Origin of the sequence: Geodermatophilus poikilotrophus (genome assembly GCF_900111455.1) — a bacterium.
In the GTDB taxonomy this organism is placed as follows: Bacteria; Actinomycetota; Actinomycetes; order Mycobacteriales; family Geodermatophilaceae; genus Geodermatophilus; species Geodermatophilus poikilotrophus.
Map to the genome: position 1 here is coordinate 1 of NZ_FOIE01000008.1, position 26,755 is coordinate 26,755.

At 73.5% G+C, this 26,755-nt stretch carries 22 protein-coding genes; 5 read left to right on the plus strand and 17 right to left on the minus strand.

Translation table 11 applies throughout. From position 1 onward, the window contains the following. The 3 genes from BMW27_RS17565 to rfbB form a co-directional block, all read right to left on the minus strand. Positions 1 to 1,851 (minus strand): N-acetylmuramoyl-L-alanine amidase (locus tag BMW27_RS17565; protein ID WP_245743682.1); only part of this gene is annotated, 1,851 nt, incomplete at its 3' end. 166 nt (positions 1,852 to 2,017) lie between these two features. Beyond that, complete coding sequence (gene rfbD / locus BMW27_RS17570; protein ID WP_091447050.1) at positions 2,018 to 2,926, minus strand: dTDP-4-dehydrorhamnose reductase; 909 nt, start codon at positions 2,924 to 2,926, stop codon at positions 2,018 to 2,020. Further along, complete coding sequence (gene rfbB, locus BMW27_RS17575; protein WP_091446410.1) at positions 2,923 to 3,918, minus strand: dTDP-glucose 4,6-dehydratase; 996 nt, start codon at positions 3,916 to 3,918, stop codon at positions 2,923 to 2,925. Before rfbB ends, rfbD begins: the two co-directional genes overlap by 4 nt. A gap of 356 nt (positions 3,919 to 4,274) precedes the next feature. Here rfbB and BMW27_RS17580 point away from each other — a divergent pair, with 356 nt between their 5' ends. Next, a complete protein-coding gene (locus BMW27_RS17580; protein WP_091446412.1) occupies positions 4,275 to 5,834 on the plus strand; it encodes an LCP family protein in 1,560 nt (519 codons plus the stop codon). Positions 5,835 to 5,886: 52 nt separating this feature from the next. On the opposite strand, the gene dprE2 is transcribed toward BMW27_RS17580, so the two are convergent. The 13 genes from dprE2 to BMW27_RS23035 all read right to left on the minus strand — a co-directional run bounded on the left by dprE2 (position 5,887) and on the right by BMW27_RS23035 (position 22,184). Beyond that, positions 5,887 to 6,642, minus strand: a complete 756-nt coding sequence (gene dprE2, locus BMW27_RS17585) for a decaprenylphospho-beta-D-erythro-pentofuranosid-2-ulose 2-reductase (RefSeq protein ID WP_091446414.1) — start codon at positions 6,640 to 6,642, stop codon at positions 5,887 to 5,889. Then, positions 6,639 to 8,003, minus strand: a complete 1,365-nt coding sequence (gene dprE1, locus BMW27_RS17590; RefSeq protein WP_091446415.1) for a decaprenylphosphoryl-beta-D-ribose oxidase — start codon at positions 8,001 to 8,003, stop codon at positions 6,639 to 6,641. Before dprE1 ends, dprE2 begins: the two co-directional genes overlap by 4 nt. Next, positions 7,996 to 8,982 (minus strand): decaprenyl-phosphate phosphoribosyltransferase, encoded by a 987-nt coding sequence (locus BMW27_RS17595; protein ID WP_091446418.1) that lies wholly within the window; start codon positions 8,980 to 8,982, stop codon positions 7,996 to 7,998. The genes dprE1 and BMW27_RS17595 overlap by 8 nt, the downstream gene beginning before the upstream one ends. Next, positions 8,979 to 9,503, minus strand: a complete 525-nt coding sequence (locus BMW27_RS17600; protein ID WP_091446421.1) for a phosphatase PAP2 family protein — start codon at positions 9,501 to 9,503, stop codon at positions 8,979 to 8,981. Before BMW27_RS17600 ends, BMW27_RS17595 begins: the two co-directional genes overlap by 4 nt. A 75-nt stretch (positions 9,504 to 9,578) precedes the next feature. Continuing rightward, entirely contained in the window at positions 9,579 to 11,939 is a 2,361-nt protein-coding gene (locus tag BMW27_RS17605) for a DUF2339 domain-containing protein (RefSeq protein ID WP_139206930.1), read from the minus strand. Between the two features lie 91 nt (positions 11,940 to 12,030). Continuing rightward, entirely contained in the window at positions 12,031 to 14,193 is a 2,163-nt protein-coding gene (locus BMW27_RS17610) for an acyltransferase family protein (protein WP_091446425.1), read from the minus strand. Positions 14,194 to 14,343: 150 nt separating this feature from the next. Beyond that, positions 14,344 to 14,898: an SGNH/GDSL hydrolase family protein gene (locus tag BMW27_RS17615; RefSeq protein WP_175486553.1), complete on the minus strand. Its 555-nt coding sequence runs from the start codon at positions 14,896 to 14,898 to the stop codon at positions 14,344 to 14,346. Between the two features lie 170 nt (positions 14,899 to 15,068). After that, positions 15,069 to 15,809, minus strand: a complete 741-nt coding sequence (locus tag BMW27_RS17620; RefSeq protein WP_139206931.1) for a glycosyltransferase family 2 protein — start codon at positions 15,807 to 15,809, stop codon at positions 15,069 to 15,071. Next, positions 15,809 to 16,591, minus strand: coding sequence for a glycosyltransferase family 2 protein (locus BMW27_RS17625; protein WP_175486554.1), 783 nt, complete (start codon positions 16,589 to 16,591; stop codon positions 15,809 to 15,811). Before BMW27_RS17625 ends, BMW27_RS17620 begins: the two co-directional genes overlap by 1 nt. Beyond that, positions 16,588 to 18,807 (minus strand): lysylphosphatidylglycerol synthase domain-containing protein, encoded by a 2,220-nt coding sequence (locus BMW27_RS17630; RefSeq protein ID WP_091446433.1) that lies wholly within the window; start codon positions 18,805 to 18,807, stop codon positions 16,588 to 16,590. Before BMW27_RS17630 ends, BMW27_RS17625 begins: the two co-directional genes overlap by 4 nt. Beyond that, on the minus strand, positions 18,807 to 19,445 hold the full coding sequence (locus tag BMW27_RS17635) for an HAD family hydrolase (protein ID WP_091446435.1): 639 nt from the start codon (positions 19,443 to 19,445) through the stop codon (positions 18,807 to 18,809). The genes BMW27_RS17630 and BMW27_RS17635 overlap by 1 nt, the downstream gene beginning before the upstream one ends. A gap of 1 nt (position 19,446) precedes the next feature. Further along, complete coding sequence (locus BMW27_RS23030; protein ID WP_139206932.1) at positions 19,447 to 19,893, minus strand: GtrA family protein; 447 nt, start codon at positions 19,891 to 19,893, stop codon at positions 19,447 to 19,449. After that, on the minus strand, positions 19,890 to 22,184 hold the full coding sequence (locus BMW27_RS23035; protein WP_139206933.1) for a YfhO family protein: 2,295 nt from the start codon (positions 22,182 to 22,184) through the stop codon (positions 19,890 to 19,892). The genes BMW27_RS23030 and BMW27_RS23035 overlap by 4 nt, the downstream gene beginning before the upstream one ends. 302 nt (positions 22,185 to 22,486) lie before the next feature. Between BMW27_RS23035 and BMW27_RS17645 the strand changes: the two genes are divergently transcribed. The 4 genes from BMW27_RS17645 to BMW27_RS17660 all read left to right on the plus strand — a co-directional run bounded on the left by BMW27_RS17645 (position 22,487) and on the right by BMW27_RS17660 (position 25,698). Then, positions 22,487 to 23,290, plus strand: coding sequence for a TIGR03089 family protein (locus tag BMW27_RS17645; protein ID WP_091446437.1), 804 nt, complete (start codon positions 22,487 to 22,489; stop codon positions 23,288 to 23,290). Positions 23,291 to 23,331: 41 nt separating this feature from the next. Beyond that, entirely contained in the window at positions 23,332 to 24,141 is an 810-nt protein-coding gene (locus BMW27_RS17650) for a CoA transferase subunit A (RefSeq protein ID WP_091447057.1), read from the plus strand. Beyond that, positions 24,138 to 24,806 carry a CoA transferase subunit B gene (locus BMW27_RS17655; protein WP_091446439.1) on the plus strand — a complete coding sequence of 223 codons (669 nt, stop codon included), beginning with the start codon at positions 24,138 to 24,140 and terminating at the stop codon, positions 24,804 to 24,806. Before BMW27_RS17650 ends, BMW27_RS17655 begins: the two co-directional genes overlap by 4 nt. Before the next feature lie 70 nt (positions 24,807 to 24,876). After that, positions 24,877 to 25,698, plus strand: coding sequence for a DUF1028 domain-containing protein (locus BMW27_RS17660; RefSeq protein ID WP_091446440.1), 822 nt, complete (start codon positions 24,877 to 24,879; stop codon positions 25,696 to 25,698). Positions 25,699 to 25,738: 40 nt separating this feature from the next. Here BMW27_RS17660 and BMW27_RS17665 read toward each other — a convergent pair whose 3' ends face one another. Beyond that, entirely contained in the window at positions 25,739 to 26,572 is an 834-nt protein-coding gene (locus tag BMW27_RS17665; protein ID WP_245743684.1) for an HpcH/HpaI aldolase/citrate lyase family protein, read from the minus strand. Positions 26,573 to 26,755: the final 183 nt, after the last annotated feature.

Below are 26,755 nucleotides of genomic sequence, written 5' to 3' on the forward strand. Positions count from 1 at the left end.
CGCCCACCGGTCGCGGAGCGGCGTCAGCACGACGCGGGCGCCGGTTCCGGCCGTCCAGTAGATCGAGCCCCGCTGGAAGTGCGCGTACAGCCCGCCGCTGGGCAGGGACTGCACGTCGGTGGTCGGGTAGCCCAGCGCGCCGGTCTCCCAGCCCGCCGCGGCCCACCGGTCGCGCACGACGCCGTAGACGATCCGCGCCCCCGTCGCGGCCGACCAGTAGACCGACCCGCCCTCGAAGTGCGCGAACACCCCGCCCCCGCCGAGCGGCTGCACGTCGGTGACCGGATAGCCCAGCCCCGACCCCTCCCAGCCCGCCGCGGCCCACCGGTCGCGCAGCGGGCCGGACACGATCCGCGCCCCCGTCGCCTGGGTCCAGTAGATCGACCCGCCCTGGAAGTGCTGGTAGCAGCCGCCCCGGGCCAGACCGCAGTGCGTGTCGCCCACCGGGTAGCCCAGCCCCGACCGTTCCCACCCGGCGGCCGCCCACCGGTCCCGGACGGGGCCGCGGACGACCTGGGCACCGGTGGCCGCCGTGGCGTACATCGACCCGTTGGCGTAGTGCGCGTAGGCGCCGACGCCGTCGGGCGTGCTGGTCGGCGGGGTCGTCACGGCGCCCAGCACGCTCCGGACGCCGGCATCGGAGTCGTAACGCCGCTGGATCAGCGGGGCGGCCGACGAGAGGCCCGCCGCGACCTTGCCACGGATCTCCGGGAGCCGGGCGTAGCCGTACCTGCCCGGGCAGGCCGTGCTCTTGGTGTCGCGGTGCCCGAAGATCGTCGGCAGCCGGACAGCGGTTCCCGCCGGGTACTTGTCCGTGCCGCCCGAGGTGAGCGTCGTCGTGCCGTTGGGGGCGACGTTGAAGAGCGAGAACTTCCAGGCGATGATCGCGGCCACCGCGTCGACCATCGGCTGCGGGGTGTCGACGGCGTCGTAGTTGCCCATCATCGACACCCCGAAGGTGCCGGTGTTGAAGCCGCCTGCGTGGGCGCCGATCACCGTGCTGGCCAGACCACCGGCGCGGCCCTCCCAGAGCCGGCCGAACTTGTCGACGAGGACGTTGTAGCCGATGTCGCCCCAGCCCAGGCTCTGCGCGTGGTACGTGTACGTGGAGCGCAGGATCGCCGGGACGTCGCCGGCGGTGTAGCTGTTCGAACCGGCGGTGTGGTGCAGCGTCGCGGCCTTGATGGTGCTCGCGTACTGGGGCCTCCACCCCATGATCCGCTCGTCGGCGCCCCACTGCGTCCGCGAGAACACCGGCGGCATCGCAGTGGCCGCGTCGGCGGTCTCGGTGATGTCGGGCGTGCCGAGGGAGTCGTCAGCCGCGCTCTCCCCCGGGTCGACCAGGTCGAGCTGGACGTCGGCGGGCTGCGCCCCCGATCGGGTCACCAGCTCGGCCTCCACCGCGGTCGCCGGGCCGGTCCACAGCGGCGCCGTCCCGCCCCGGACGGGGGTGCCCGTGTCCATCCCGGCTTCCTGCTCGGCGGCCTCCGCACCGACCTCGGTCCACGCCCCCCAGGTCCCGGCGAGGTCGCGCACGCGCACCTGCACAACGGTGTCGGTGACCGCCGGGTCGTACGCCCACGTGACGCCCACCAGCGAGAACTGGGCGACGTCCGTTGCGCTCACCGACAGCGTGGGGACCGCGTCGGGCACGCCGGCGACCGGGTCGGTGGTGCCCTCCTGCACCTGCGCCTCGGGCGCGGGATCGCTGAGCGACCCCATCGCGACCTCCTCCACCGACGTCTCGACGGGCACCGCCTCGGGGGTCGGCTCGGCGGAGACGGGCAGCACGAGGAGCGTTCCGGTGAGAGCGACGAAGGCGGTGGTTCCGGCGAGCAGGCGGCGACGCACAGGCTGGTCCTCCGGTGGAGCGTGGTGGCGGCGCCCGGCACGCGGGCGCATCTGTCCGCGAAGAGCATCGGCCCGACCACTGCCGGTGTTGAGCCGACGCGGCCGACCACCTCCGGGGAACCGGTCCGTCCCACCCCGCTGACCACTCCAGTCCCACGGGCCGCGGTCAGCGGGGCGGCCACCCCTGCAGGGCCAGGTGCAGCGCCGTCCGCCAGTGGCGCGGGGCCGGCAGGCCGGCGGCCAGCCACGCGCTGCCGTCCAGCACCGACCACGCCGGGCGCGGTGCGGGGCGCGGGAACGCCGCGGTCGTCGTCGGTGCCACCAGGGCCGGGTCGGCGCCGACCTCCTCGTAGACGGCGCGGGCCAGGCCGTACCAGCTGACCGCGCCGGCGTCGGTGCGGTGCAGCACCGGGGGCACCGGTCCCGGCCGGGCGCCGAGAGCGACCAGGCCGGCGGCCAGGTCGGCTGCCCACGTCGGCGAGCCGACCTGGTCGTCGACCACCGAGACCGGGGAGCCGTCGAGGGCGCGGCCGGACATGGTGCGCACGAAGTTGGTGCCGTGCGCGCCGTACACCCACGCGGTGCGGACGACGGTGGCGTCGCCCCCGGCGGCCGCGACCGCGCGCTCTCCCGCCGCCTTGGTCCGGCCGTAGGCCGAGCGCGGCGCGACGGGGGCGTCGACCGGGTAGGGCTCGGTGGCCTCCCCGTCGAAGACGTAGTCGGTGGAGACGTGCACCAGCCGCCCGTGCCCCGCGAGCTCCTCGGCCAGCCAGCCGGGGGCGCGGCCGTTGATCAGCAGCGCGGTGTCCTCGTCGGTCTCCGCGGCGTCCACGGCGGTGTAGGCGGCGGCGTTGAGGACGACGGGACGGGAACCGCGGACGCCGGCCAGCCAGCCGCGGACGACCTGACGCACCTGCCGTTCGTCGGTCAGGTCCAGCTCGGCCCGGCCGAGCGCCGTGACCGGGTCGCCGGGCCGGCCGGCCAGGACGGCGACCAGGTCGCCGCCCAGCTGGCCGCGCGCGCCGGTGACCAGCCAGGCGGTCGGGGTGGCGTCCGGGAGGTCGGCCCCGCTCATGCCCGGGCGGTGGCCGCCGCGGCCTTGAGCGGCTCCCACCAGGCCCGGTTGTCCCGGTACCACTGGACGGTGAGGGCGAGCCCGTCCTCGAAGGTCGTCCGCGGCGCGTAGCCGAGCGCGGCCGTCTTGGAGTAGTCGACCGAGTAGCGCAGGTCGTGCCCGCCACCACGCGGGTCGACGATCTTCTCGACGTGGTCCCAGTCGCGGCCGGTGGCCTCCAGCAGCTTCTCGGTCAGCTCCCGGTTGGACAGCTCGCGGCCGCCGCCGATGTTGTAGAACTCGCCCGGCCGCCCCTGCTCCAGCACCAGCTGGATGCCACGGCAGTGGTCGTCGACGAACAGCCAGTCGCGCACGTTGGCGCCCTCGCCGTACAGCGGCACCTTGTGCCCGTCGAGCAGGTTGGTGACGAACAGCGGGATGACCTTCTCGGGGAAGTGGTACGGCCCGTAGTTGTTGCTGCACCGGGTGATCGAGATGTCCAGCCCGTAGGTCTTCGCGTAGGCGCGGGCGATCAGGTCGCCGCCGGCCTTGGCCGCGGAGTACGGCGAGTTGGGCTCGAGGAGGTGGTCCTCGGTCCAGGAGCCCTCGTCGATCGAGCCGTAGACCTCGTCGGTGGAGACGTGCACGACCCGGCGGACGCCGTGCCGCAGGCAGGCCTCGAAGACCTGCTGGGCGCCGAGCACGTTGGTGAGGACGAACTCCGACGCCCCGGTGATCGAGCGGTCGACGTGCGACTCGGCGGCGAAGTTCACGACGACGTCGGAGCCGGGCAGCGCGGCGTCGAGATCGGCGGCGCTGCAGATGTCACCGCGCACGAAGCGGTACCGCGGCGAGTCCGCCACCGGCGCCAGGTTGGCCAGGTTGCCGGCGTAGGTGAGCTTGTCGAGGACGGTCACCTCCGCGTCCTCGAACCCGGGGTACCCGCCGGTCAGCATGGTCCGGACGTAGTGGGAGCCGATGAAGCCCGCTCCCCCGGTGACGAGCACGCGCATGCCCCGATCCTCCCCGTCCGGTGGCGGCCGGGACACCCTCTCGCCCAGCCAGGCGTGTCGCGGGCGCCGGGACGGCGCTCGTAGACCGTCCGTCGTCCCCGCAGGTCGCCAGGCCGGCACGGCGACGCCCGCGTCCCGGCGGACCGGCACCTGTGGTCCCGGGCGGCAGGCCCGTCCCGTTCGTCCCAGCTGTCCCGTGCGCCCCCGCCGTGGGGGCTGTGGTCCCCGTCCCGCACCTAGCATCGGCCGCAGCCCAGGGTCGACGCACGCCGCGACGGCGGCCGACCCCGGCCGGCCCCGGTCACGACGGGTCGGCGTCGTGACCGCGCGGACCAGCACGAGGAAGGACCTCGCACGTGAGCCCGAAGAACCCCGGCCCCCCCGCAGCGGGTGGCGACCGGCAGCTCCCGGCGCGCCTGGACCCGCGGGCCGGCCGCTCCGCTTCGGGGCGTGCCCGCTCCCGGCACCAGGTCGGCGACGGGTCCGAGCCCGACGGACCGGAGCCGCGCCGGCGCACCGGCCGCGCCGCGACCGCGGCGCGCGTGGTCGCCGGGGTGCTCTCCGTCGTCCTGCTCGCCGGGTCCGGCTGGGGTTGGTACCTCGGTCAGGTCGCCGAGGCCACCGTCAACCGCACCGACGCCATCCCCGACTCGGGTAACGACGGGGGCGGGGCGGCGGCGGTGAACCTGCTGCTCGTCGGCAACGACAGCCGGGCGGACCTCACCGAGGAGCAGCTGGCCGAGCTCAACGCCGGCGCGGACTCCGGCGTCAACACCGACACGATGATCCTGGTGCACGTCCCGGCCGACGGCTCCCGCGCCTCGTTCGTCTCCTTCCCGCGCGACTCCTACGTGCAGATCCCCGGCTACGGCTGGGACAAGCTCAACGCCGCCTACGCCTACGGCTACGCCGACGGCCCGACGAGCTCCTCCCCCGAGGAGCGCCAGGCCAGCGGTGCTCGTCTGCTGGTGCAGACCGTCAGCGGACTCACCGGACTGCGGATCGACCACTACGCCGAGGTCGACCTGCTCGGCTTCTTCAACCTCAGCTCCGTCGTCGGCGGCGTCGAGATCAACCTCTGCGAGGCCGTCGACGACTCGCGCTGGTCGGGCGCGGTCTTCCCCGCCGGGAAGCAGACGATCAGCGGCGGCGACGCGTTGAAGTTCGTCCGTCAGCGTCACGGCCTGCCGCGGAGCGACTTCGACCGGATCGTCCGCCAGCAGGTGTTCATCGCCGGTGTGCTGCGCAAGATGCTCTCCGACGACGTGCTGCTGGACCTCGGCAAGCAGCGCGAGCTGGTCGAGGCCGCCTCCCAGTCGCTCACCATCGACCAGAGCCTCGACCTGTTCCAGCTGGCCGAGCAGATGCAGTCGGTGACCGCCGGCAGCATCGAGTTCCAGACGGTCCCCTTCGTCGGGGACGACGAGGACGAGGAAGGCCGCTACATCCTCCGGCTGGAGGACGAGGACGCCCTGCACGACTGGTTCGCCGAGCTCTCCGCCGAGCCGGAGACCCCCGCGGCCGCAACGCCCGCCGCGCCGGCGACGGTCGCCCCCTTGGTGGTGACGGTGGACGTCTACAACGGCTCCGGGACACCGGGACTCGCCGCCGAGGCCGCCGGGGCCCTGCGGACCGCCGGCTTCGCCGTCGGCTCGACCGGCAACGCCGACTCCACCGACTACACCCGGACCGTCGTCCGGCACGCCGCGGGCGACGAGGCGCTGGCCGCCACGCTGGCCGCCACCCTGCCCGGCGCGGTCGTGGAGGCCGGCGAGGACGCCACCTCCGGCACCGTGGAGCTGGTCCTCGGGTCGGACTTCAACGGGGTCGGCCAGGCCGTGACCCCGCCCGCGCCCAGCGAGCCCGTGCAGGCCGAGGACGCGCGCACCGCGGCCGACACGACCTGCATCTACTGACGGCCACGGGCGGTCGCCGTCCGCGCGTGCAGCCGGCGGACGGCGACCGGCCTCAGAGCGGCAGCCGGCGGAACAGCGGCCGGGGCACGTGCCGCAGCGCGCTCATCACCGCCCGCATCACGCCCGGTACCCAGACGGTGTGCCGCCCCCGGCGCACGGCGTCGACGATCGCCGCTGCGACGGCCTCCGGTGTGATCGACAACGGCGCCGCCGGCCGCCCCGCGGTCATCTTCGAGTGGACGAACCCGGGCCGGACGACGACCACCGACGCTCCGCTGCCGACGAGCGAGTCGGCCAGGCCGGAGTAGAAGGCGTCCATCCCGGCCTTGGTGGAGCCGTAGACGAAGTTCGACGCCCGGGGCCGCTCCCCCGCCACCGACGACAGGGCCACGATCACGCCGTGCCCCTGCCCGCGCATCCGCTCGGCCAGCAGCGTGCCGACGACCACGGGAGCGACGTAGTTGACCTGCGCGAGACCGGCCACCGCGGTCGCGTCGGTGCGCAGCCGCTGCTCGTCGCCGAGCTGGCCGAAGGCCACGACCGCGACGTCGACGTCGCCGCCGGCGAAGGCCCGCTCCACCATGCGCTGCGGGGAGGCCGGGTCGTCGGCGTCGAAGTCGACCACCTCGACGGTCCCGCCGCCGGCACGCAGCTCCTCGGCCACCGCGTCGCGCCGGGGGGTGTCACGGGCGGCCAGCACGATCCGCAGCGGCCGCTCCCGCAGGTAGCGGTGGGCCGTCGCGACCGCGATGTCGGACGTGCCCCCGACGAGCAGCAGCGTCCCGACGGAGCCGAGGGCATCGATCACAGGCACAGCCTCCTGGCCAGGTCGGAGGTGAAGACCCCTCCGGGGTCGACACGGGCGCGCACCGCTCGGAAGCGGTCCAGCCGGGGGTACATCCGGGGGAGCAGATCCGGCCGCACGCGGGCGTCCTTGGCCAGGTAGATCCGGCCTCCGGCCGCGACGACCAGCTCGTCCAAGCCGTCGAGCAGCTCGGCCAGCCCCGCGACCACCGGGATGTCCAGCGCCAGGGTCCACCCCTCCTGCGGGAAGGACAGGTACCCCGGGTCCCCCGCGCCGAAGCGCTTGAGGACGGCGAGGAAGGACGCCGTCCCGGAGGTCGCGATCCGCTCGACCACGCACCGCAGCGTCTCCTCCTGCCCCAGGGGGACGACGAACTGGTACTGCACGAACCCGCGTCGACCGTAGACGCGGTTCCACGAGCCGACGCCGTCGAGCGGGTGGAAGAACGTCGGGATCGACTGGAGCTGGGCGCGCCGGCGGGCGGGCGCCTTGCGGTACCAGACCTCGTTGAACGCTGCGACGGTGACCGGGTTGAGCAGCCCGGAGGGGAAGAGGTCGGGCGCGGTCAACCGCACCGAGCCGGAGTACCGCAGCGGGTCGGCGCGGTGCCGTGCCGGCAGCTCGTCCCGGTGCGCGAACCGGCCGCGCGTCAGCACCGAGCGGCCCAGGCGAGCGCCGCGGGCCACGCAGTCGATCCAGGCCACCGAGTAGTCGTAGAGGTGGTCGGTCGCGGTCAGCAGCTCCAGGAGAGCGTCGAGGTCAGGCGTCCGGTCGGTATCCACCAGCAGCTGCGCGGTCTCGATCCGTCGCATCCGCACCGCGGCACGCAGGACGACACCGGTCAGCCCCATGCCGCCCGCGGTGGCCCAGAACAGCTCGGGGTCCCGGTCGGGGCCGATCCGCCGCACCTCGCCGTCGGCGGTGAGCAGGTCCAGCCACTCCACGTGGCGCGAGAAGCTGCCCGTCCGGTGGTGGTCCTTGCCGTGGATGTCGGCAGCGATGGCCCCGCCCACGGTGACGTACCGGGTGCCGGCGGTGACCGGGACGAACAGGCCGAGGGGAACCAGGAGGGTCATCAGCCGGTCGAGCGAGACGCCCGCTTCGACCTCGACCACCGCGGCACCCAGGTCGACGTCGAGGACCCCGTCCAGCGCCGTCGTGTCCAGGACGTGGCCGCCGGCGTTCTGTGCGGCGTCCCCGTAGCTCCGGGCCAGGCCGCGGGCCAGCAGCCCCCGCGGGCCGGCCTCCCCCAGCAGCGCACGGACCTCGTCGGCCGAGGCGGCCGTCGTCACCGTCGCCGGGGTCGGCGCGGTGCGGCCCCAGCCGGTGAGGGCCACCTGCCCGGACCGCGACCGGTCAGCCACGGGACACCCCCAGACCCATGGTGAGGAGCCACACGCAGCCGATCACGAGCAGGACCCGGTCCCGGAGGACGACCTCCTCGGGCGCTCCGACCGCGCCGCGGTCGAGGTCCACCGCGTGCCGCAGCAGCCCGAGCACGAAGGGGGCGATGGAGATCGTCGACCACGGCACGCCCTCCTGGGACTCGCCCATCTCGAAGGCCCAGAGGCCGTAGACGGTCACCGTGACCCCGGCCGACATGCTCCACACGAAGCGGAGGTAGCTGGCGGAGTACTCGCGCAGCGTCCTCCGGGTTGCGGCCTGGTCGCCGAGGACCACCAGCTCGGAGTAGCGCTTCCCGGCCACCATGAACAGCGACCCGAAGGCGGCCACCAGCAGGAACCACTGGGACAACGGGATGCCGGCCGCCACACCGCCGGCGACGGCCCGCAGGAGGAAGCCGGACGCGACGATCGCCAGGTCGATGACCGGTTGCTGCTTGAGCCAGAGGCAGTAGCCCAGCTGGAGGACGACGTACACGCCGAGCACCCAGCCCAGCTCCGGCCGGGTGGTGAGCGCCGCGACGACGACGGCGGCGACGACGAGGACGACGGCGACGACCAGCGCCAGCGGGCGCGGGACGATGCCCGCCGCGATCGGCCGGAGGCGTTTGCGCGGGTGCCGGCGGTCCTCCTCGAAGTCGACGACGTCGTTGAGCAGGTAGACGGCGCCCGAGATGAGGCAGAACAGCCCGAACGCGACCGAGGTGGCGAACAGGACCTCGGGGTCGAGGAGCCGTCCTGAGGTCAGCGGCGCGGCGAGCACCAGCACGTTCTTCACCCACTGCCGCGGGCGCACCGCGCGGGCCAGCCCCCAGGGCCAGGACCCGCGCAGACCGGAGGGCCGCGGCGGGGTGCCGGGATCGGACGGTGGTGACGGCGAGGCGCCGGGCACCTGGTGTTCCCACTCCCCGTACCGCGGTGCGGCGTCCCGGGTCGTCATCGAGCCGCTCCCCCGGCGGCCCGCCGCACCCCGGCGGCGACACCGGCGCCCAGCACCACGCCGACCAGCACGTCGGAGGGCCAGTGGACGCCCAGCAGCACCCGAGACACGGCCATCGCGGCCAGTGCCGCTGCCATGGGCGACCGGCCGATCAGCGGGCCGTACCCGTAGGCCGCCGCGGCGGTGGACGTCGCGTGCGCGCTCGGGAACGACAGCGTGCTCGGCGTGGCTGCGAGCGCCGGGACCAGGTGGACCACCGGGCGGACCCGCCGGACGACCCGCTTGACCGCCACCGCGGCGCCGTGCGCCAGCAGGACCCCGGCCCCCGCGGTCGCCCACTCACGTCGGTGGCGCCCGGTGAGCCAGCCGCCCGCCCCCAGCAGCAGCCAGCCGGCGGCGTGCTCGCCGAACAGTGACAGCGCCCGGGCAGCCGGCACCGCCGGCGTCCCGCCCAGCGACCGCCGGGTGGCGACCAGCACGGCTGTCTCGGCGCGGTCCAGCGCCACTGCGCCCGTCCTCATGCGGCCCGAGCCTAGGCTCCCGCGGTCCGGCGCGAGCATCGCCGTCCGGACACTGGCGGACGGCTCGCGGCGGTCTCAGTGCCGCGCGGTGGTGTCCCGCTCCCGGCGGGACCGCACGGCCGGCACGACGGAGGCGGCGAGGAGCAGCGCGCCCAGTCCGGCGCACCCGGGCAGCAGGCGGGCGCCGAGCGGCTCGAAGGAGACCTCCAGCGTGCCGTCCGAGACGCCGGCCGGCAGCTGCACCTGCAGCAGGGCGTCCCCGTACGCGGAGACCTCCACGGGGCGACCGTCGACGGTGGCGTGGAAGCCGTTCCAGTACGGCGTCCGGAAGACCAAGCGGCCGCCGTCGTCGCCGGTGGACACCGTGTACCGCTCGAGCGGGGCACCCAGGGTCGCGACGCCGTCGTTGGCAGCGGCGTCCTCCACGGTGACGTCGTCCCCGGTCACCATGCTCACCCGGCCCGGCAGCGGCTGGGGCCGCACGTACTCCGTCCAGCCGTCCCGGCTCGACACCGCCGTCCACCCCTGGGCGAAGTGGTCGGCGATCGGCTGCGGCACGGATCCCTCCACACCGAGCAGGACCCGGTCCGACGACAGGAGGTCGACCCAGGGGACGTCCGAGCCCTCGGGGACGACGAGCAGGCCGGACTGGTCGCTGACCAGGCTGCTCTGCCAGTCCGCCTGCAGGTGCTGCTGGGCACCCGCCGGCCACACCGCCAGGGACCCGTACCCCGGTCGCAGGCCGGCGAGCAGGTTCAGGTTCCCGCCCAGGACGCCGCGCTGCCATCCACGGTCATCGGGATCGGCGAAGGCACCGAAGGCGTACGCAGTGAGCGACGTGTCGGTGACGTAGGCGTTCTCGCGGAACTCGTCCACGGTCGTGCCGACGCTGTAGCCGTTGGTGTTCGGCCGGTACACGGGCACGCCGGGTTCGTCCGCACCGAGGTCGAGGGCCTCGTGCCTCTCCTGCACCGACGCTTGCATGGCGAGCTGGACGACGAACGGGGACGCGCACAGGAGGATGGTCGTCGCGGCGGCCGCCGGCCGGACCCAGCGCCAGGACAGCGGCGGACGGTGCGCCGACGACCGCACGAGGACGACAGCGCCGACGAACGCCGTGACGGCGAGGACCAGGCCGAGGACGTGCCACCGCCAGAGCACGGGCGCCCGCATCGACGCGACGACGATCTGCAGCACGAGCAGCCCCGCGGCGACGGCGAGCCGGCGCCGCGACAGTCGCATGGCGGCGGTGACGGCCAGGACGGCGAGGAGGCCGAAGCCGACCTGGACACCGCTCAGGAGACGGAACGGGCCCCGGAAGCTGAGGAAGTAGAACGGCAGCTGGGTCCACAGCACCGAGGCCACGCACAGGGCGAGGGCGGTGACCACACCGGGCCGGCGCACCGCCCGGGGCCAGTCCACGAGCGCCAGCAGGGGCAGGGCGATGACCAGGGTGCTGAGGAGCGGGACGTTGAACTCGTACATCAGGGTCGTGCCACCGAGGACGACGTCCAGGACGTTCGTGGCATCACCCCTCGACGCCAGGGTCTCCGTCGCCTCCGGACGCCACATCCACTGGGCCACGTCGAGGGCGTTGACGACCGTGGGGACGCTGAGGGCCGCTCCGGCCAGCAGGGCCAGGAGCGTCGCCCACGTCCGTCGTTCGGCGAACAGTCCCCGTCCCGATGCCTGCCAGCGTTCGAGGACCTGACCGGCGAGCAGGACCGCGACGAGCGGGAGGATGTAGGGGTTCCCCGCACACACCACCGCGGCCGAGGCGAGCGCGACGCCCACCACGCCGTACCAGCGCGGCGAGCTCAGGGCGGCCCACAGCCAAACCAGGGCCGCGAGGCTCCACATCGACGGCGACCACGCGCTCCCCCACCACAGGAAGAAGCCGCTGGTCGAGACGCCCAGTGCACCGGCGACGGCGAGGGCAGGGCGCACACCGTGGTTGAGCAGGAGCGCGACGGACGCCGACCCGAGGACGAGCACGGACAGCCAGCCGTGGACGGTGGCGACGAGGAGCAGGTCCTGCTGCCCGCCCGCCCAGAGCAGGAAGGGCCACCGGATGACGTCCAGCACGCCGTTCTGCATGTCCGCGGTCAGGTTGCCGGCCATGCCCTGGTCCGGGTCGAGGAGCGGGACCGAGCCGTCGGCGAGGCGCTGACCGAGCCACCAGTGCATCGGCGTGAACTGGATCTGGGCGTCGTCGACCCAGAAGAACCTGGGCACGAACGCGCGCAGCCCGGCGAGCAGGACCAGCTGCAGGACCAGGTAGAGCGGCAGCGCCCACAGGCCGGCACGTGCGCGACCACCGGCCTCGGGCGCGGGAGGCGCGACCGGGGAGCCGGTCGGTGCGGCGCCCGCCGTGGTCACACGTCCGCCGCCGTCCGCCTCCGGTGCGAGGACGGCGATCGGTGGGGACGAACTCATCGGTACTCCGTTCGGACGCACACGGGGAGGGGCAGGCTGACGGGCGTGGCCGGGAAGGGGTCCGACCACCGGGCCCGTGCCGGAACCGACGTCAGAGCAGCCCGATGCCGCGCCCCAGGGCGGGCGCCAGGCTGCGCGCGAAGGTGTCGGTGACGTGGTTGTCCCTGTACACGAGGACGTTCCCCACGACGGCCGGGCAGGTGTCGGAGTTGCAGAAGTGGTCGGTCAGGTCGACCACGCTGACCCCCGACATCCCCTCGGCGGCCTCCACCTGGGGGTCGGCGTACTCCTCCGCCTCAGCGCGGGTGAGGGCGCACTCCGCGGACGCCGGACCGTTCTCCTCGACGCACTCGGGCCCGGTGTAGCGGGGGAAGGGCACGTCACGGACCACGACGACCCGGATGCCGGCCTCGAGGATGGGGCGCCAGAGCTCACGGTAGCCCTCGATGAGCGCATCCCGGGAGGGCCAGCGGAACTCGAGGACGTCGTCGTAGCCCTCGGGCACCATCGCCGAGCTCACCACGACCTCGGGGCGGAGCTGCAGGATCTCGTCGACGATGGCCCGGTTGGCGTCGACGCACTCGGTGTACGTGTGGTTGGGCGAGACCGCGGGCACGGCGTTGAACGGGCAGCCGGCCCGGACCCGGGCCTCCAGTCGCCACCCCGTCTGCTCGGAGACGTCGGCCAGGGCGGTGCTGAAGTGGCTGGCGTGGGAGTCACCGACGAGGACGACCGACTGGGCGGCCGACACGTCACCGAACGCGCAGGCACCTGCAGCGGTCCCGGGGACGTACTTGTCGCAGGGATCGGTCATCGTCAGCGACCGGTCGTCCATGGCGACCAGCGGATCGGGCAGGACGGCGATGCCCGGCTCTGCCGGCGGGAGCTCCTCGGGCAGCGGCGCCGCGCCGCCGGGGTGGTCGGCGTCGAGACCGACCGCGCTGAGCCCGGCCTCCCGCACCTTCACGTACGCCCACGGACCGGCGCTGACCACGAGCGAGACGACGAGGAGCGTCGCCCCCAGGGCGAAGGCCCTGGACTCCGGGAACGCGAGCGCCCCGTGTCGGCCGCGACCCGCCGGAGCCGGCCGGGCCCTCCGGAAGCGATCCTCGACCTGGGCCTTGGAGACGGCGGCCACGACCAGCATCAGCGGGAGGAGGACGAGGAGGTCACGCTTCGTCGGCTGCCGCTCGACCAGGTACAGGAAGAAGACGACGGCCGGCCAGTGCCACAGGTAGAGGGAGTACGAGATGTCCCCGACGTAGGTCAGCGGACGGCGGGACAGGAAGCCCGCCGCGCTCCACCACGGGTCGGACGGGGCGTGCTCCTGGGCCGGATCGCCGGCGGCGCCACTCCAGAGCACCAGGCAGGTCCCGAGGACGGGGACGGCGGCCACCCAGCCGGGGAAGTCCGCACTGCCGGTCAGGGACAGCGCCGACGCGCCGATGGCCGCGAGACCGATCCAGCCGAGCAGTCCGCGGGCCGGCGCGGCGCCCAGCCGCCCGGACAACAGCAGCATCGCGAGCAGACCGCCGAGGCCCAGCTCCCACACCCGGGTGGTCGTCGCGAAGTAGGCCACGTCGGAGCCGCCGCGCGAGAACAGCACCGAGTGCGCGAAGCTCAGGACGGTGACGACGGCGAGCGCGCCGATCATCGCGGGCATCCGCGTTGCGCCCCGTCGCCTGGCCACCCACAGCGCGGCCAGGAGCAGGAACGGGGTGACGAGGTAGAACTGCTCCTCCACTGCCAGCGACCAGTAGTGCTGGAGCGGTGAGACGGCCGCTGTGGCGTCGTCGTAGCTCCCGGACCCGAGGGCCAACGCCCAGTTCTGCACCTGGAGGGCCGCGGCGAGGACGTCCTGACTCACCGCTCGCCAGCGGCTCACCGGGAGCACGAGCACGGTCGCCGCCATGGTGGCGACCAGCACGACCGTGGCAGCCGGGATCAGCCGTCGGATCCGGCGCGCATAGAAGGCGCGCAACCGGACGCTGCCGGTGCTCTCGGCCTCACGGGCCAGCGTCCCCACGATGAGGAAACCGGAGATCACGAAGAAGACGTCGACCCCGATGAAGCCGCCGGTCAACCGGTCGGGACGCAGGTGGTAGGCCACGACCAGCAGGACGGCGACGGCGCGCAGCCCCTGGATGTCGCTCCGCTGGGTCGCGTGGGTCGCACCCGGCTGTCGAGCTGACCGGCTGGACGAGGCAGTCACCGGCGAGGTCGCGACCTCACGGGTCGGGGCTGAGGCGGTCATCGCCCCTAGTTAAACAACCGGAGACGGCGCTGCGCGCCAAATCGTGATGTGACAGAAACCCACTGTCACCGGTTTCACACGAGTCCCGTCGGCATCACGCGACGACGGCGATGTGGCCCCCCGTGGTGCAGGGCCGACCCGCGGTCGGCGTCAGCGACCGGCCGCCTCGAGCACCGCGGTCCTCAGTGCCGCACCGATGACCGCGGCGCCCTCCTCGGAAGGGTGCAGTCCGTCGGTGGACATCCCCGGTGCGAACCGGTCGCCGTCGCGGACGCCGGCCATCGGGTCGGCGAAGTGCCACCCGGACTCGCTGGCGAGGCCGGCCAGCGCCTCGTTGGTGGCGACGGCGATCTCGGGCGCCTCGTCGCGAGGCGGAACCGCGGAGAGCACCACCTGCTCGACCCCGACCAGGTCGACCAGTGCCCGGATGTTCGCGGCGGTCTCTGCGGCCGTGATGTCTGCACCCGGGTCGTTGGTCCCGGCGAGCACCACCACGACGTCGGCGTCGACCGGTCCGGCCGCAGCCAGCATGTCTGCCGTGGTAGCGCCGCCCCGGGCCCAGCCGCCGGCGAACACGACCCCGTCGGTGACGGCGGTGGACAGCCACGAGCCCGGCCCCAGCTCCCCCGCCGGCACGTCGCCGTCCGCCTGCGTGATCGAGTCGCCGAAGGCCGCCAGGCGGACGTCGCCGGAGGGCGGCAGCAAGGTGGCCTGCGAGGCCGAGCTGGCCGTGGCCGACGGGGGCCTGCCGGCGTGGCCCGTACCGCAGGCCGCGAGGAGCGCTGTCGCCAGGCCGAGCACGAGGACGAGGACGAGCGATCGTCGCCCCGCCCCCCGCCCGCGGGCCCTCTCCCGCCGGTCCGCCACGGTCGCCCTCAGACGGGCCGGCCGGTCGCCTGGTAGGCGGCCAGCTCCTCCGGCGTCCCGAAGCAGTAGAAGTCGCCGCGGACCAGCCCCACCCGGCGCCCGGAGGCGATGAGTTCGTTGAAGACCAGGGAGACGTAGTACTCCGGCATGGCCGCGTCGATCTGCTTGGCCATGAGACGGTCGGCGGCCTCCAGGAAGACCCGGGCGCTGGTGAAGGAGTACACGCCCATGAGCGCGTCGGAGGAGATCGGCTGCTTCTCCGCCGTCCGGACCACGAGGCCGTCGGGCCCCACCTCGGCGAAGCTGTAGCGGGGTTCGGTCGACCGGAAGGACATCAGCAGACCGTCGAGGTCCTGCCGCTCCGCCGCCTCGGCCAGCACCCGGAAGTACTCGGGGCTGTCGAACGCGATGTCGCAGTCCATGATCACCAGGGGCTGGTCTGTGTCGAGCCGGTCGCGGGCCTCCAGGCAGGTCTCCACCGCCCCCCGCGTGTCGTGGTCGAGGAGCACGATGTCCGCGGCCGGCTCGGCCTCAACCACCTGCCGGGCCAGCCCGTGCTCGGCGTCGTCGTCCGCGCGGACGACGACGACCACCCGCTTGTCCCCCGTCCACGGGGCGAACGAGCGCAGCGCCCGCTGGAACATCGGGGCACCGTCGACCTCGATGAGCGGCTTGGGCGTGGTGATGCCGACCTTGCGGAAGCGCGTCCCGAGACCGCCCATCGGCATGAGCACCTGCAGGGTGGTCATCACTGCACCTCGTCCCACTCGTAGTCCCGGTCGGGCGCCGGCTCGGACGTCTGCCGGCCCAGCCGCCAGAGCGCGAGGTTGCGCAGCGCCGTCCGGAAGATGTTCCAGTTCCGCGCGTTCGACACCTGGTCCTCCTCGCGCCAGGTGATCGGCACGTAGGCGAAGCGCACGCCCCGCCGCACCAGGTGGAGCAGGAGCTCGAAGTTGAACGTCAGGTGGTTCGCGAAGCGCATGTACGCCGCCGGGTCCAGGTCGCGCAGCGCGAACAGGTTCAACCCGGACCCGAGGTCCTGCAGCCGGCGCAGCGTGACCGCGCTGTAGATGCCGTTGAGCACCCGGTTGCCCCACACCCGCTTGGCGTCGTAGCCGTGCAGCCGGGATCGCCGGCTGAACCGCGAGCCCAGGACCGTCTGCGTCTCCGGGTGGGCCTCGGCGTGGTCGAGCAGCAGGCCGACCTCGTCGCTCTTGGCCTGGTTGTCCCCGTGCAGGATCACCACGTGCGTGTACCCGGCGGCGCGGGCGTGCTCGAAGGCGACCTTGTGCGTGCCGCCGAGGCTGTTGTTCTGCCGGTTGCGGAACACCTGCAGGTTGGGCAGCCGGCCCGAGCGCTTGTACTCCAGCGCCCGCTCGAGGGTGTCGTCGGTGCTGCGGTTGTCGAGCACCCAGATCCGCTCGACCCGGGCGGCCACCTCGTCGGTGATCTCGTCGAGCACCCGCGTGATCTGGGGGGCGCAGTTGTACGCCGGGATGGCGATGACCACTCGCTGCGGGACCGGCTTCACCTGGTGAGGACCTCCTCGTCCCTCGGCTGCCCGCCGAGGACCTCGTCGTCGTCCGCGTCCACGGGCAGGTCGTACTGCTCCACGAAGCGGTTCAGCGCCTGGATGCAGACGCCGTAGTACTTGAGCACCGTGCCGGGGTTGATGACCACCCGGTGGGTGAGCATGCGGCCGTAGAAGAGGCCCACGTGGAAGAGCACCGACCGCTGCTCGGCCGGGGAGAGCCGGCGCGGCATGACCTGCGTGGTCACGAAGTCGGCCAGCTCCGCGTACCGGGCCGAGCGCGCGTCGCGGTAGGTGATCTCCGGGACGCCGTCGCGGGCACCGAGGAGGACGGGGTCCTCGTCCTCGTTGAGGAACTCATAGCCGTAGGCCAGGGACTGCAGGTGCCGGGCGAAGTCGATGACCGGCCCGCGCACCTGGTTGTCGTCCGACGGGTCGATGACGAGGACGTCACGGGTCGGCAGGTCGATCAGGATGTTGTCGACGGTCAGGTCGCCGTGGATGTGCGTCGAGGGCCGGAATGTCGCCAGGTCCGCCCAGGCGGCCTCGGTGGACTGGATCCGGTGGAGCACCCGGTCGAAGTTGTCCAGCTCGACGCCGTTGACCACGATCCGGTCGCTCTTGAGCGCCTCGGCCAGCGCCGGGTGCGACTCGGCCGCCGCGCGCACCCTCAGCACGAACCGCTCGGTGACGTAGTCGTCGCGCAGCTCGGGGTGCTGCTCGAGCCGGCCGACCTGGTAGACCCGCGAGTACATGTAGTCCCAGACCTCGGCCAGCTTGGCCGCGCCCTCGGCGAACGGGTTCTCGTGCACGTACTCGAACAGCGGCACGCTGCTCGGCCGGTACTCGATGTCTATGGCGTAGTGGTCCTCGGCGTGCTGCTCGCGCAGCACGGTGACCAGTTGCCGGTGGTCGGCGCGCTCGGCCAGCCAGTCGTGCTGGTTCTTGAGCCGGTGCGCGTACTCCGGCGGCACCATCTTCTTGACGAACAGCTCCCCCGACCCGTTGGTCGCCAACAGCGTCACCGCGTTCGAGCCGCCCTTGAAGAAGCGGACCAGGCTGACGTTGCCGTTGACCTCCAGGCGGTGCATGACCTGGCTGAGGTGCTGGCGCTGGAAGTAGGCGTCCAGGAAGTGGGTCATCGACCCGGAGATGTCCTGGTCGCGACCGAGCTTGTTGACGTAGCGGTCCGCGGGGGACAGCTCCGCGCCGGCCAGCGGGTCACTCGTCCGCCGGGCCCAGTTGACGAATATCGCCACCAGGGCGACGAGGAGCACCGGGATGTTCGCCACCACCCAGGAGGCGGCGGCGAAGAGCACCACGGTCGGCCCGCCCAGGCCGGTGCTGCTGTCGACGAACGCCCGCACGTTGTCCACGTACGTCCCCGGAGCGCCGTTGCCGATGCTCGGGCTCACCACACCGATCGGGGCCGCCGTGGCGATGACCGCCTCACGGCCGGTCAGAGCGGGGAACACCAGCGCCGCCGTCAGCCCTGCGGCCACGACGTAGCAGGTCCACGAGACCAGGGTCAGCACGCCGTAGCGGAGCAGCTGGCGGCGCTGCCGGAAGAAGCGCTGGAACCCGAAGATGACCGACCACAGCTTGAAGCGGGCGCGGTTCTCGAGGTCGTTGTTCAGCCACGCCGTCATGCGCCACGCCAGGCGCATGAGCACGGCGTTCTCCCGCACGAGGGCGGCGAACGACGCGATGAGCACCACGGAGACGACCAGTGCCACGACCGCGGCGACCGGCACGACCCCGGAGATCGGCCCGCCGAGGACGGCGACGCAGACGAGGAAGGACACCGAGACCAGGACGACGTCGATCAGCCGCTCCAGGACCACGGCCAGCAGCGTGTAGAGGAAGCTGATCCGCAGCGTCTTGGCCACGAGGTAGGCGCGGACCACCTCACCGACGCGCAGCGGCCACACCAGGTTGAACAGGTAGCCGATGGACAGGTGCCGGAACTGGCCGGCCAGGCTGCCGCGCCGCACGTTGTCGATCGGGACCTTGGTGCGTGCGGCACGGAGCACGTGGCCGGTGAGCTGGACCAGGCCCGCCACCGCCAGCAGTGCCCAGCCCCAGGCGGACAGCCCGGCGGACAGCCGGGACCACAGCTCCGTCAGGGACGGCCACGTGAAGAGCGTGAAGCCGGCCAGGGAGACCAGCGCGACGACGATGAGCGCGAGGCGGCCGCGCGAGTACCGGACGACCATCAGAAGTGCGGCACCTCGAGGACCAGGAGGCCCGCGGCGAGGGCCGCCTGCCGACCCGTCTCGGAGTCCTCGAACGCCAGGCTCGACGCGGCGTCGGCGCCCAGCAGCTCGAGCGCGCGCAGGTAGCCCTCGGGGTCCGGCTTGCTGTGGGTCACCTGGTCACCCCACACGACGACGTCGAACAGCGCGGTGAGCCCGTGGGCCTCGAGGATCTGGTCCCCGTTCCCGGACTTCGCGGTGCTCACCAGCGCGGTGCGGTGCGTGGGCGCCACCAACCGGAGGAACGCGATCAGGGCGTCGTTGGCCGCGGTCCGGTGCAGCTCGTCGGCGTAGAGGCGGCTCTTCGCGGTCCGGATCACGTCCACGCCGGCGGGGTCGATGCCCGGCAGCAGGTCCGGGATGAAGTCACGGGAGTCCCGGCCCCAGGTGGACGCGAACTGCTGCGGCGTCAACTCGTGCCCCGACTCGGCGAAGGCGTTGCGGTAGGCGAGGTAGTTGGCCTCCCTGGTGTCGACCAGGGTGCCATCGAGGTCGAAGAGCAGGGCCTGCACCGACCCGCCCGGTCGTGCCATGTCGTACCGCTCCCCCACCTCGGTGACGCCGCGTCCACCGGCCGCCGGCACACTCTGCTCCTGCATGTCAGGCCCCCGCCGTGTCGTGGGCGGGCGCCGGGTCCCGGTCCCTGGCCGGCCCGGACGCGCCTCGCCGGTGCAGCAGCAACCGGCTCGCCACGAAGTTGGCCGCGAAGGACGGGGGCAACGACACCAACTTACAGACGAAGGGAGCCCACCCCGTCTGCGCGTGGAGCACCTCGATGAACCCCGAGAAGAGCGCGATCGACACCACGTACCAGCCCACGAAGAGCAGGAAGCCGGTGCGCGAGCGCTCCGCCGCGAAGGTGTGCTTGGTGACGAAGAAGTAGACCACCACGACCGCGCAGCCGGCGCTGACCACGTTGGCGAGCCACGGTGCCGCGCCCAACCGGACCCCCAGGGCGAACACGAGGAGGTCGGCGGTGAGGCCCAGCCCCGAGCCGAGCACGAAGCTGAGGACCTGGCGGACCAGGCGCCGGGTGCGGCCGCTCACCGGCCCGCCCGCCGGCGCAGGACCAGACCGCCCACCGCGGCCAGGACCATGACCGCCGTCCCGGCGACGGTCGCAGGCACGACCGCCCGGGCGCTCGCCGGCGCGTAGGACAGCTCCAGCCGGGCCTCCTCGAGCCCCGCCGGCAGCTCGACGGCGAGCACGGCTCCCTCGACGCTGCTGACGGGCAGCGGCCGGCCGTCGACGGTGGCGGTCATCCCCGGGTAGTACGGGATGCGGGTGGTCAGGGAGCTGGCCTCCTCGCCGGTGGAGACGGTGTAGGCGTCCATCGGCCGGTCCACGCGGGCGAGCCCGGAGCTCCACTCCTCCGGCGAGACGGTGACCCCGTCGACCGCGGTGACCCGGCCCGGCAGGTCGTCGTCCCGGCGGTACTCGGTCCACGGGTCCTCCGCGCCGACCTCACGCCAGGTCTGGTCGAAGTGCTCCCGGATCTCCTCCGGCGCGTTGTCCGACAGCAGGACGACGTCGGAGGACAACAGGTCGATCCACGGCACGTCGGTGTCCCCCGCAGGAGCGAGCAGCTGGGCCGGCTCGGAGCAGGTGGCGCCCTGGTAGGTGCGGCACCAACGCTCGTTGAGGTCCTCGTGCCAGACGGCGAGCGCCCCGAACCCCGGCCGGAAGCCGGCCGGCAGGTTGGCGTTCCCGACCAGGACCCCCGACGACCAGCCCCAGTCGGGGTCGACGGCGAAGGTGACGACCGTGGCTGCCGCGTCGGTCGCGACCGACCGGGCCTCGTAGTCGTCGGTCGACGTGCCGACCCAGTAGGCGTTGGTCAGGGCGCGGAAGGGTTGCCCACCGCTGGCGGTGCCCTCCACGGCGTCGACGCGCTCCTGGACCGCGGCCATCATGTGCAGGCTCACCACCGGACCAAGGGTCACGGCGAGCGCGACGGCCACACCGGAGAGCCGGTGGGCCCGGGAGGACCCGCGAGCCCGCAGGTGGACGAGGAGCACCGCGAGGCCGGCGGCCGTGAGCACCGCGGCCAGCACGTGCCACTTGTAGAAGACCGGCGCCCGGAAGAGCGCCAGCACGAACTGGGCGAGCACGATGCCCAGCGCCACCTGCACGCGGCCCCTCGTCAGGCGGGGGGCCGCGGAGAGCGCGATCAGCACCAGCGCGGGCAGGAAGACCTCGGCGACGACGACGTAGCGCAGCGGGTAGCGGAACACCGCGACGACGGTCGGCAGCTGGGTCGCGACGACGGCGCTGAGGTAGACCAGCCCCGCCGGCACCACGCCCGGCACCCGGAGTGCGCGGCGCCAGTCGACGAGGGCGACCGCCGGGAGGGCGAGCAGCATCGTCGCCATGGCGGGGACCAGCCCGATGTTGCCGCTCCAGAAGTTGGTCTGACCCATGAGCGTGGGGCCACCGAGGACGACGTCGGCGAGGTTGGCCACGGCGAAACCGACGTTGCCGATGAGCGCGTCGCCCTCGGGACGGCCCATGACGCCGGAGAGCTCGACCGTGGCGAGCAGCGTGGGCACGGCGACCACGCAGCCCCCGACCGCCGAGACCAGTCGAAGCACCAGGGCACCGTCGACGACGTCGCGCCAGGTCCCTGCTCGCAGGCGGCGCTCGACCAGGTGCCCGACCACGAGGACGACCACGAAGAACAGGACATAGGGGTTGCCGGAGGTCAGCAGCGCCCAGCTGGCGACGCCCACGGCCAGGATGCCGAGGCTGCCCCGGCCGGTCAGCCCGAACCAGAACCAGGGCAGCCAGGCCACGCTCCACAGCAGCGGCCACCAGGAACTGCCGTACCAGAGGAAGAAGCCGCTGGACGCCGTCCCGACCGCCCCGGCCACCGCGAGCACCACGGGGACGCGGTGGCTCATGAGCACGGTCAGTGAGCCGAGTCCCAGCAGGGTGACGGAGACCGCCCCGTAGACGAAGGAGACGAGCAGCAGGTCGTCGGTCCTCGCCGCCAGACCCTGCAGGAGCCAGTGCAGCGGGTCCAGGGCTCCGTACTGCATGTCGACGAGGAAGTTCCCTGCCATGCCCTGCTCGGGGTCCATCAGCGGGGGCACGCCGCCCTCGGCGTTGCGCCCGAGCCACCACATCATCGGCAGGAACTGGGCCAGCGAGTCGTCGTAGTAGAAGAACCGGGGTGCGACCCGGCCCAGGGCGGCCAGCACCAGCCCCTGCAGGACGAGGTAACCGGCGAGGGCCGCGAGCACCCGTCGCACTCCCTCGCGACGTCGCCGAACGGGGACCTCGGCAGGGCGCTCCGCCGTCGGGGCGTCGTTGTGCTCGGCGAGCGGCGTGTCCAGCACGTCCTGCGACCTCTCCCTAGATGGGCCGCCGCCGCGCGCCCGCGGTCCCACCGGACCCCAGGTGAGCGACGACACCCACGTTCTGAGCCGTCCGCCGTCCGGGCCTCCCAGGACCGACGGACGCCAGTCGACGGGATGCGCGGCTCGTCTGCGGAGAGCCTCACCAGGCCCCGGCCGGTGACGCCGTCACCGGCCACGACCCTCGACTGCCACGGGGGCGCGTGCGCGACCTCCCGACGCAAACTGTAACGGCAATCGGACCGGCGAGGGCGCTTCCTGGGCGGCCCTGCCACCCTTGCCCCGTGAGCCACACCGACCCCAGCACGCCTGCCGACCTGCTCGCCGCGACGCTGCGACGCGCCCCGGCCGCACCGCTGCTGACCTCCTACGACGACCTCGGTGGCGGTCGGGTGGAGCTGTCGGCGACCACGCTGGCGAACTGGGTGGCCAAGACCGCCAACCTGCTGCAGGACGAGTTCGACGTCACCGCCGGCAGTACGGTCGCCGTCGCCCTGCCGGTGCACTGGCAGACCGCGGCGGTGCTGCTGGGGGTGTGGAGCTGCGGGGCGACGGTCCTGGACACCGCGGCCGAGGACGACGGCCGGCTCGACGACGCCGACGTCGTCTTGGCCGCGCAGGACCGGCTCCCGCCGCTCGAGGAGCAGGGGGTGCCCGAGCTGCTCGGCCTCTCCCTGCACCCGCTCGGGATGGGCATGACCGGGTACGCCGGCCCGGCCCGCGACTTCGCCCTCGAGGTCCGCGGGCACGGCGACGTCTTCACCCCCTGGCAGGGGCCCGACCCCGCCACCCCCGGTCTGCTGCTCGGGGGGCTGGAGCTGACCCTCGGCGGTCTGGTCGACACCGCGCGCGAGCTGGCCGGGCGGCTGGGCCTGGCCGAGGGCGACCGGGTGCTGGTCGACGACCGCACCGCGGCCGAGGCGGGGCCGGTCGCGTGGCTGCTCGCCCCGCTGGCCGCCGGTGCCTCGATCGTGCTGGTCCGCTCCCCCGACCCCTCGCTGCTGCCCGGCCGCGCCTCCGCCGAGAAGGTCACCGCTACGCTCGGCCGGACGATCGACGGCATCCGCGAGCTGGGCCGTCCTGCCTGACGCAGCTCCCCAGCCGCCCGGACGGACGGACGGTGTTCGGCATGGACAAGGTGGTCGGCAGCGCCGCTGAGGCGGTCGCGGACATCGGGGACGGCGCGGTGCTCGCCGTCGGCGGTTTCGGGTTGTGCGGGGTGCCCATCAAGCTGATCGACGCGCTGCTGGAGCAGGGGGCGTCGGGGCTGACGACGATCAGCAACAACTGCGGCGTCGACGACCAGGCGCTGGGCGTGCTGCTCTACGCCGGGCGGATCACCCGGACGATCAGCTCCTTCGTGGGCGGCAACAAGGAGCTGGCCCGGCTGTACCTGTCCGGGCAGCTGTCGGTGGAGCTGACCCCGCAGGGCACGCTGGCCGAGCGGCTGCGCGCCGGGGGCACCGGCATCCCGGCCTTCTACACCCCCACCGGGGTCGGCACGATGGTCGCCGACGGCGGCATCCCGGTGCACTACGACGCCGACGGCAACGTCGTGGAGACCTCCCGGCCCAAGGAGATCCGCGAGTTCGACGGCCGGCAGTACGTGCTGGAGACCGCGCTGACCGCCGACTTCGGGCTGGTCCGCGCCGCGGTCGGCGACCGGCACGGCAACCTGGTGTTCCACGAGTCCGCGCGCAACTTCAACCCGCTCGCCGGCATGGCCGGGCGGATCACCATCGCCGAGGTCGAGGAACTCGTCGAGCCCGGCGACATCACGCCCGAGGACGTGCACCTGCCCGGGGTCTTCGTCAACCGGGTGGTCGTCGTCGGCCCGGAGGGCAAGGGGATCGAGAACCGCACCACCCGCCCGCGCACCGACCGCTCCGCCGCACCGGCCGCCGCCGGCGACGAGGCCACCGAAGGGGACGCCCGATGAGCCTGACCCGCGACCAGCTCGCCGCCCGGGTCGCCCTCGAGCTCGAGGACGGCCAGTACGTCAACCTCGGCATCGGGATGCCGACCCTGGTGCCCAACTTCGTCCCCGACGACGTGCACGTGGTGCTGCACTCGGAGAACGGCATCCTCGGCGTGGGCCCCTACCCCTTCGAGGGCGAGGAGGACCCGGACCTGATCAACGCCGGCAAGGAGACCGTGACGATCCTGCCCGGCGCCTCCTTCTTCGACTCGTCGCTGAGCTTCGGCATGATCCGCGGTCAGCACCTCGACGTGGCGGTGCTCGGCGCCATGCAGGTCAACCCGCGCGGGGACCTGGCCAACTGGCTGATCCCGGGCAAGATGGTCAACGGCATGGGCGGGGCGATGGACCTCGTCCACGGCGCCCGCAAGGTGATCATCATGATGGAGCACGTCGCCCGCGACGGGTCGCCGAAGCTGGTCGAGGAGTGCACCCTGCCGCTCACCGGCAAGGCCTGCGTGGACCGGGTCGTCACCGACCTCGCCGTCGTCGACGTCACCTCCGACGGCTTCCTCCTCCGCGAGACCGCCCCCGGCGTGACCGTGGACGAGGTCCAGGCCGCCACCGGCGCGCCGCTCACCGTTGCCGACGACGTCCGCGAGATGCCGCTCCCGGCTGCTGTGTGACCGAGCCGGCGAGGTCACCCGGGGACGGAGCGGGTCCCGTCCCGGGGTCGAGCGCCGGCCAGGCGGTGCCGTGACGTTCTCGGTCGTGGCCCGGGACCCGGCGACGGGCGACCTGGGGATCGCGGTGTCCTCGTGCATCCTCGCCGTCGGCCGGGCGGTCCCCAACGCCCGGCCGGGGGTCGGGGTGGTCGCCGTCCAGGCGCGCAGCCGGCGCGGGCTCGGCCAGTCGCTGCTGGCCGGGCTCGCCGACGGTGCCGACCCCGCCGACCTGGTCCGGGCGGCAGCGCACGCCGCCGAGGACGTCGACCGGCAGATCGCCGTCCTCGACGCCGCCGGTCGGGTGGCCGCCGACACCGGGCGCGGCTCGTTCCCGGTCAGCGGTCACCAGCTCGGCGACCAGCTGAGCGTGCAGGGCAACATGCTCGCCTCGCCGGAGGTGCTGCCGGCGATGGTGCAGGCCTTCACCGCCGCCCGCGGCGACCTCCCCGACCGGTTGCTGGCCGCGCTGACCGCCGGCCAGGACGCCGGCGGCGACGTCCGCGGCCGGCAGTCCGCCGCGCTGCTGGTGGTCAGCGGCACGCCGGCCACCGACGAGGACGACGGCGTGCGGATGGACCTGCGGGTCGACGACTCCGGCGACCCGGTTGCGCAGCTGCGGATGCTGCGCAACCTGCAGCGCGCCTACGACGAGCGCGACTACGAGGTCCTCGCGCTGTTCGCCCCCGAGGGTGCCCGCGACCTCTACGCCGCGCTGGCCGCCTCCCAGCGGGGCGACCGGGACGCGGCGCGGGCCGCGCTGGAGTCGATGCGGGCCCGGCCCGGCTGGTCGGCGTGGTTGGCCGCGATGGCCGGCGACGCGCGGCTGGCCGGGGTCTCCCGCCTGCTGGAGTGACCCGCGGGGAGCCGCCCGGGCCGGGCGGCTCCCCGCGGCGTCAGGCGGGCTCGACGCCGAAGGTCTGCGCCAGCCGCTCGATCTTGCGGGCCCGGCCGAGCCGAGGCTTGTCGCTGCCGTCGCGGATCACCCGGCCGCGGGCCTCGAAGTCGGCGAGGAAGTCCCGCGCCCAGGCGACGTCGGACGGCGTGGGGCTGATGACCTCGTTGATCACCGGCGTCTGCTCGGGGTCCAGGCACAGCTTGCCGGTGAGGCCCAGGGAGACGGTGACGGCGGTCTGCTCGCGCAGCACCGGGTGGCTGCTGCTCACCGTGGGGCCGTCGATGGGCCCCGGGAGCCCGCCGATCCGGCTGGCCAGGACCAGCCGCGAGCGCGGGTAGGCCATGGCCAGGTCGTCGGCGCTGGTGCCGGTGTCGCGGCGGTAGTCGCCGCTGCCGAAGGCCAGCCGGAAGGCGCCGCGGGCCCGGGCGATGGAGACCGCCTCCTCGATGCCGAGCGCCGACTCGACCAGCGCCAGGACCGGGGTCGAGCCACCGAGCCGGTCGACGGTCTCGGTGACCTGCTCCCCGGCCTCGGTCTTGGCCAGCATGACGCCGAGCAGGCCGGGCACCCCGGCGAGCTTGGCGACGTCGTCGTCCCAGAACTCCGTCGAGCGGTCGTTGATCCGCACCCAGGCCGAGCGGTCCCCGCGCGAGAGCCACTCGACGACGCCGGCGCGGGCCTCGTCCTTGTTCGCGGGGTCCACCGCGTCCTCGATGTCGAGCACGATCTGGTCGGCTCGCGACTCCGAGGCCCGGTCGAACAGGTCGGTACGGGCACCGTTGACCAGCAGCCAGGAGCGCGCGTCCTCGGGACCCACCTTGCGTTGTCTCACCACGCCCTCATCCTCGTACCGTGTCCCGGGCCACTCGCGACCGGGCCGGGTCGCAGGCCGCTTAGGTGGTGCGCTACCGGAGGAGGCTGCGGGCGATCACCATGCGCTGCACCTGGTTGGTGCCCTCGTAGATCTGGGTGGTCCAGGACCTCAGCCCTCCACTCCCCCGCTGGCCTGGGCGTT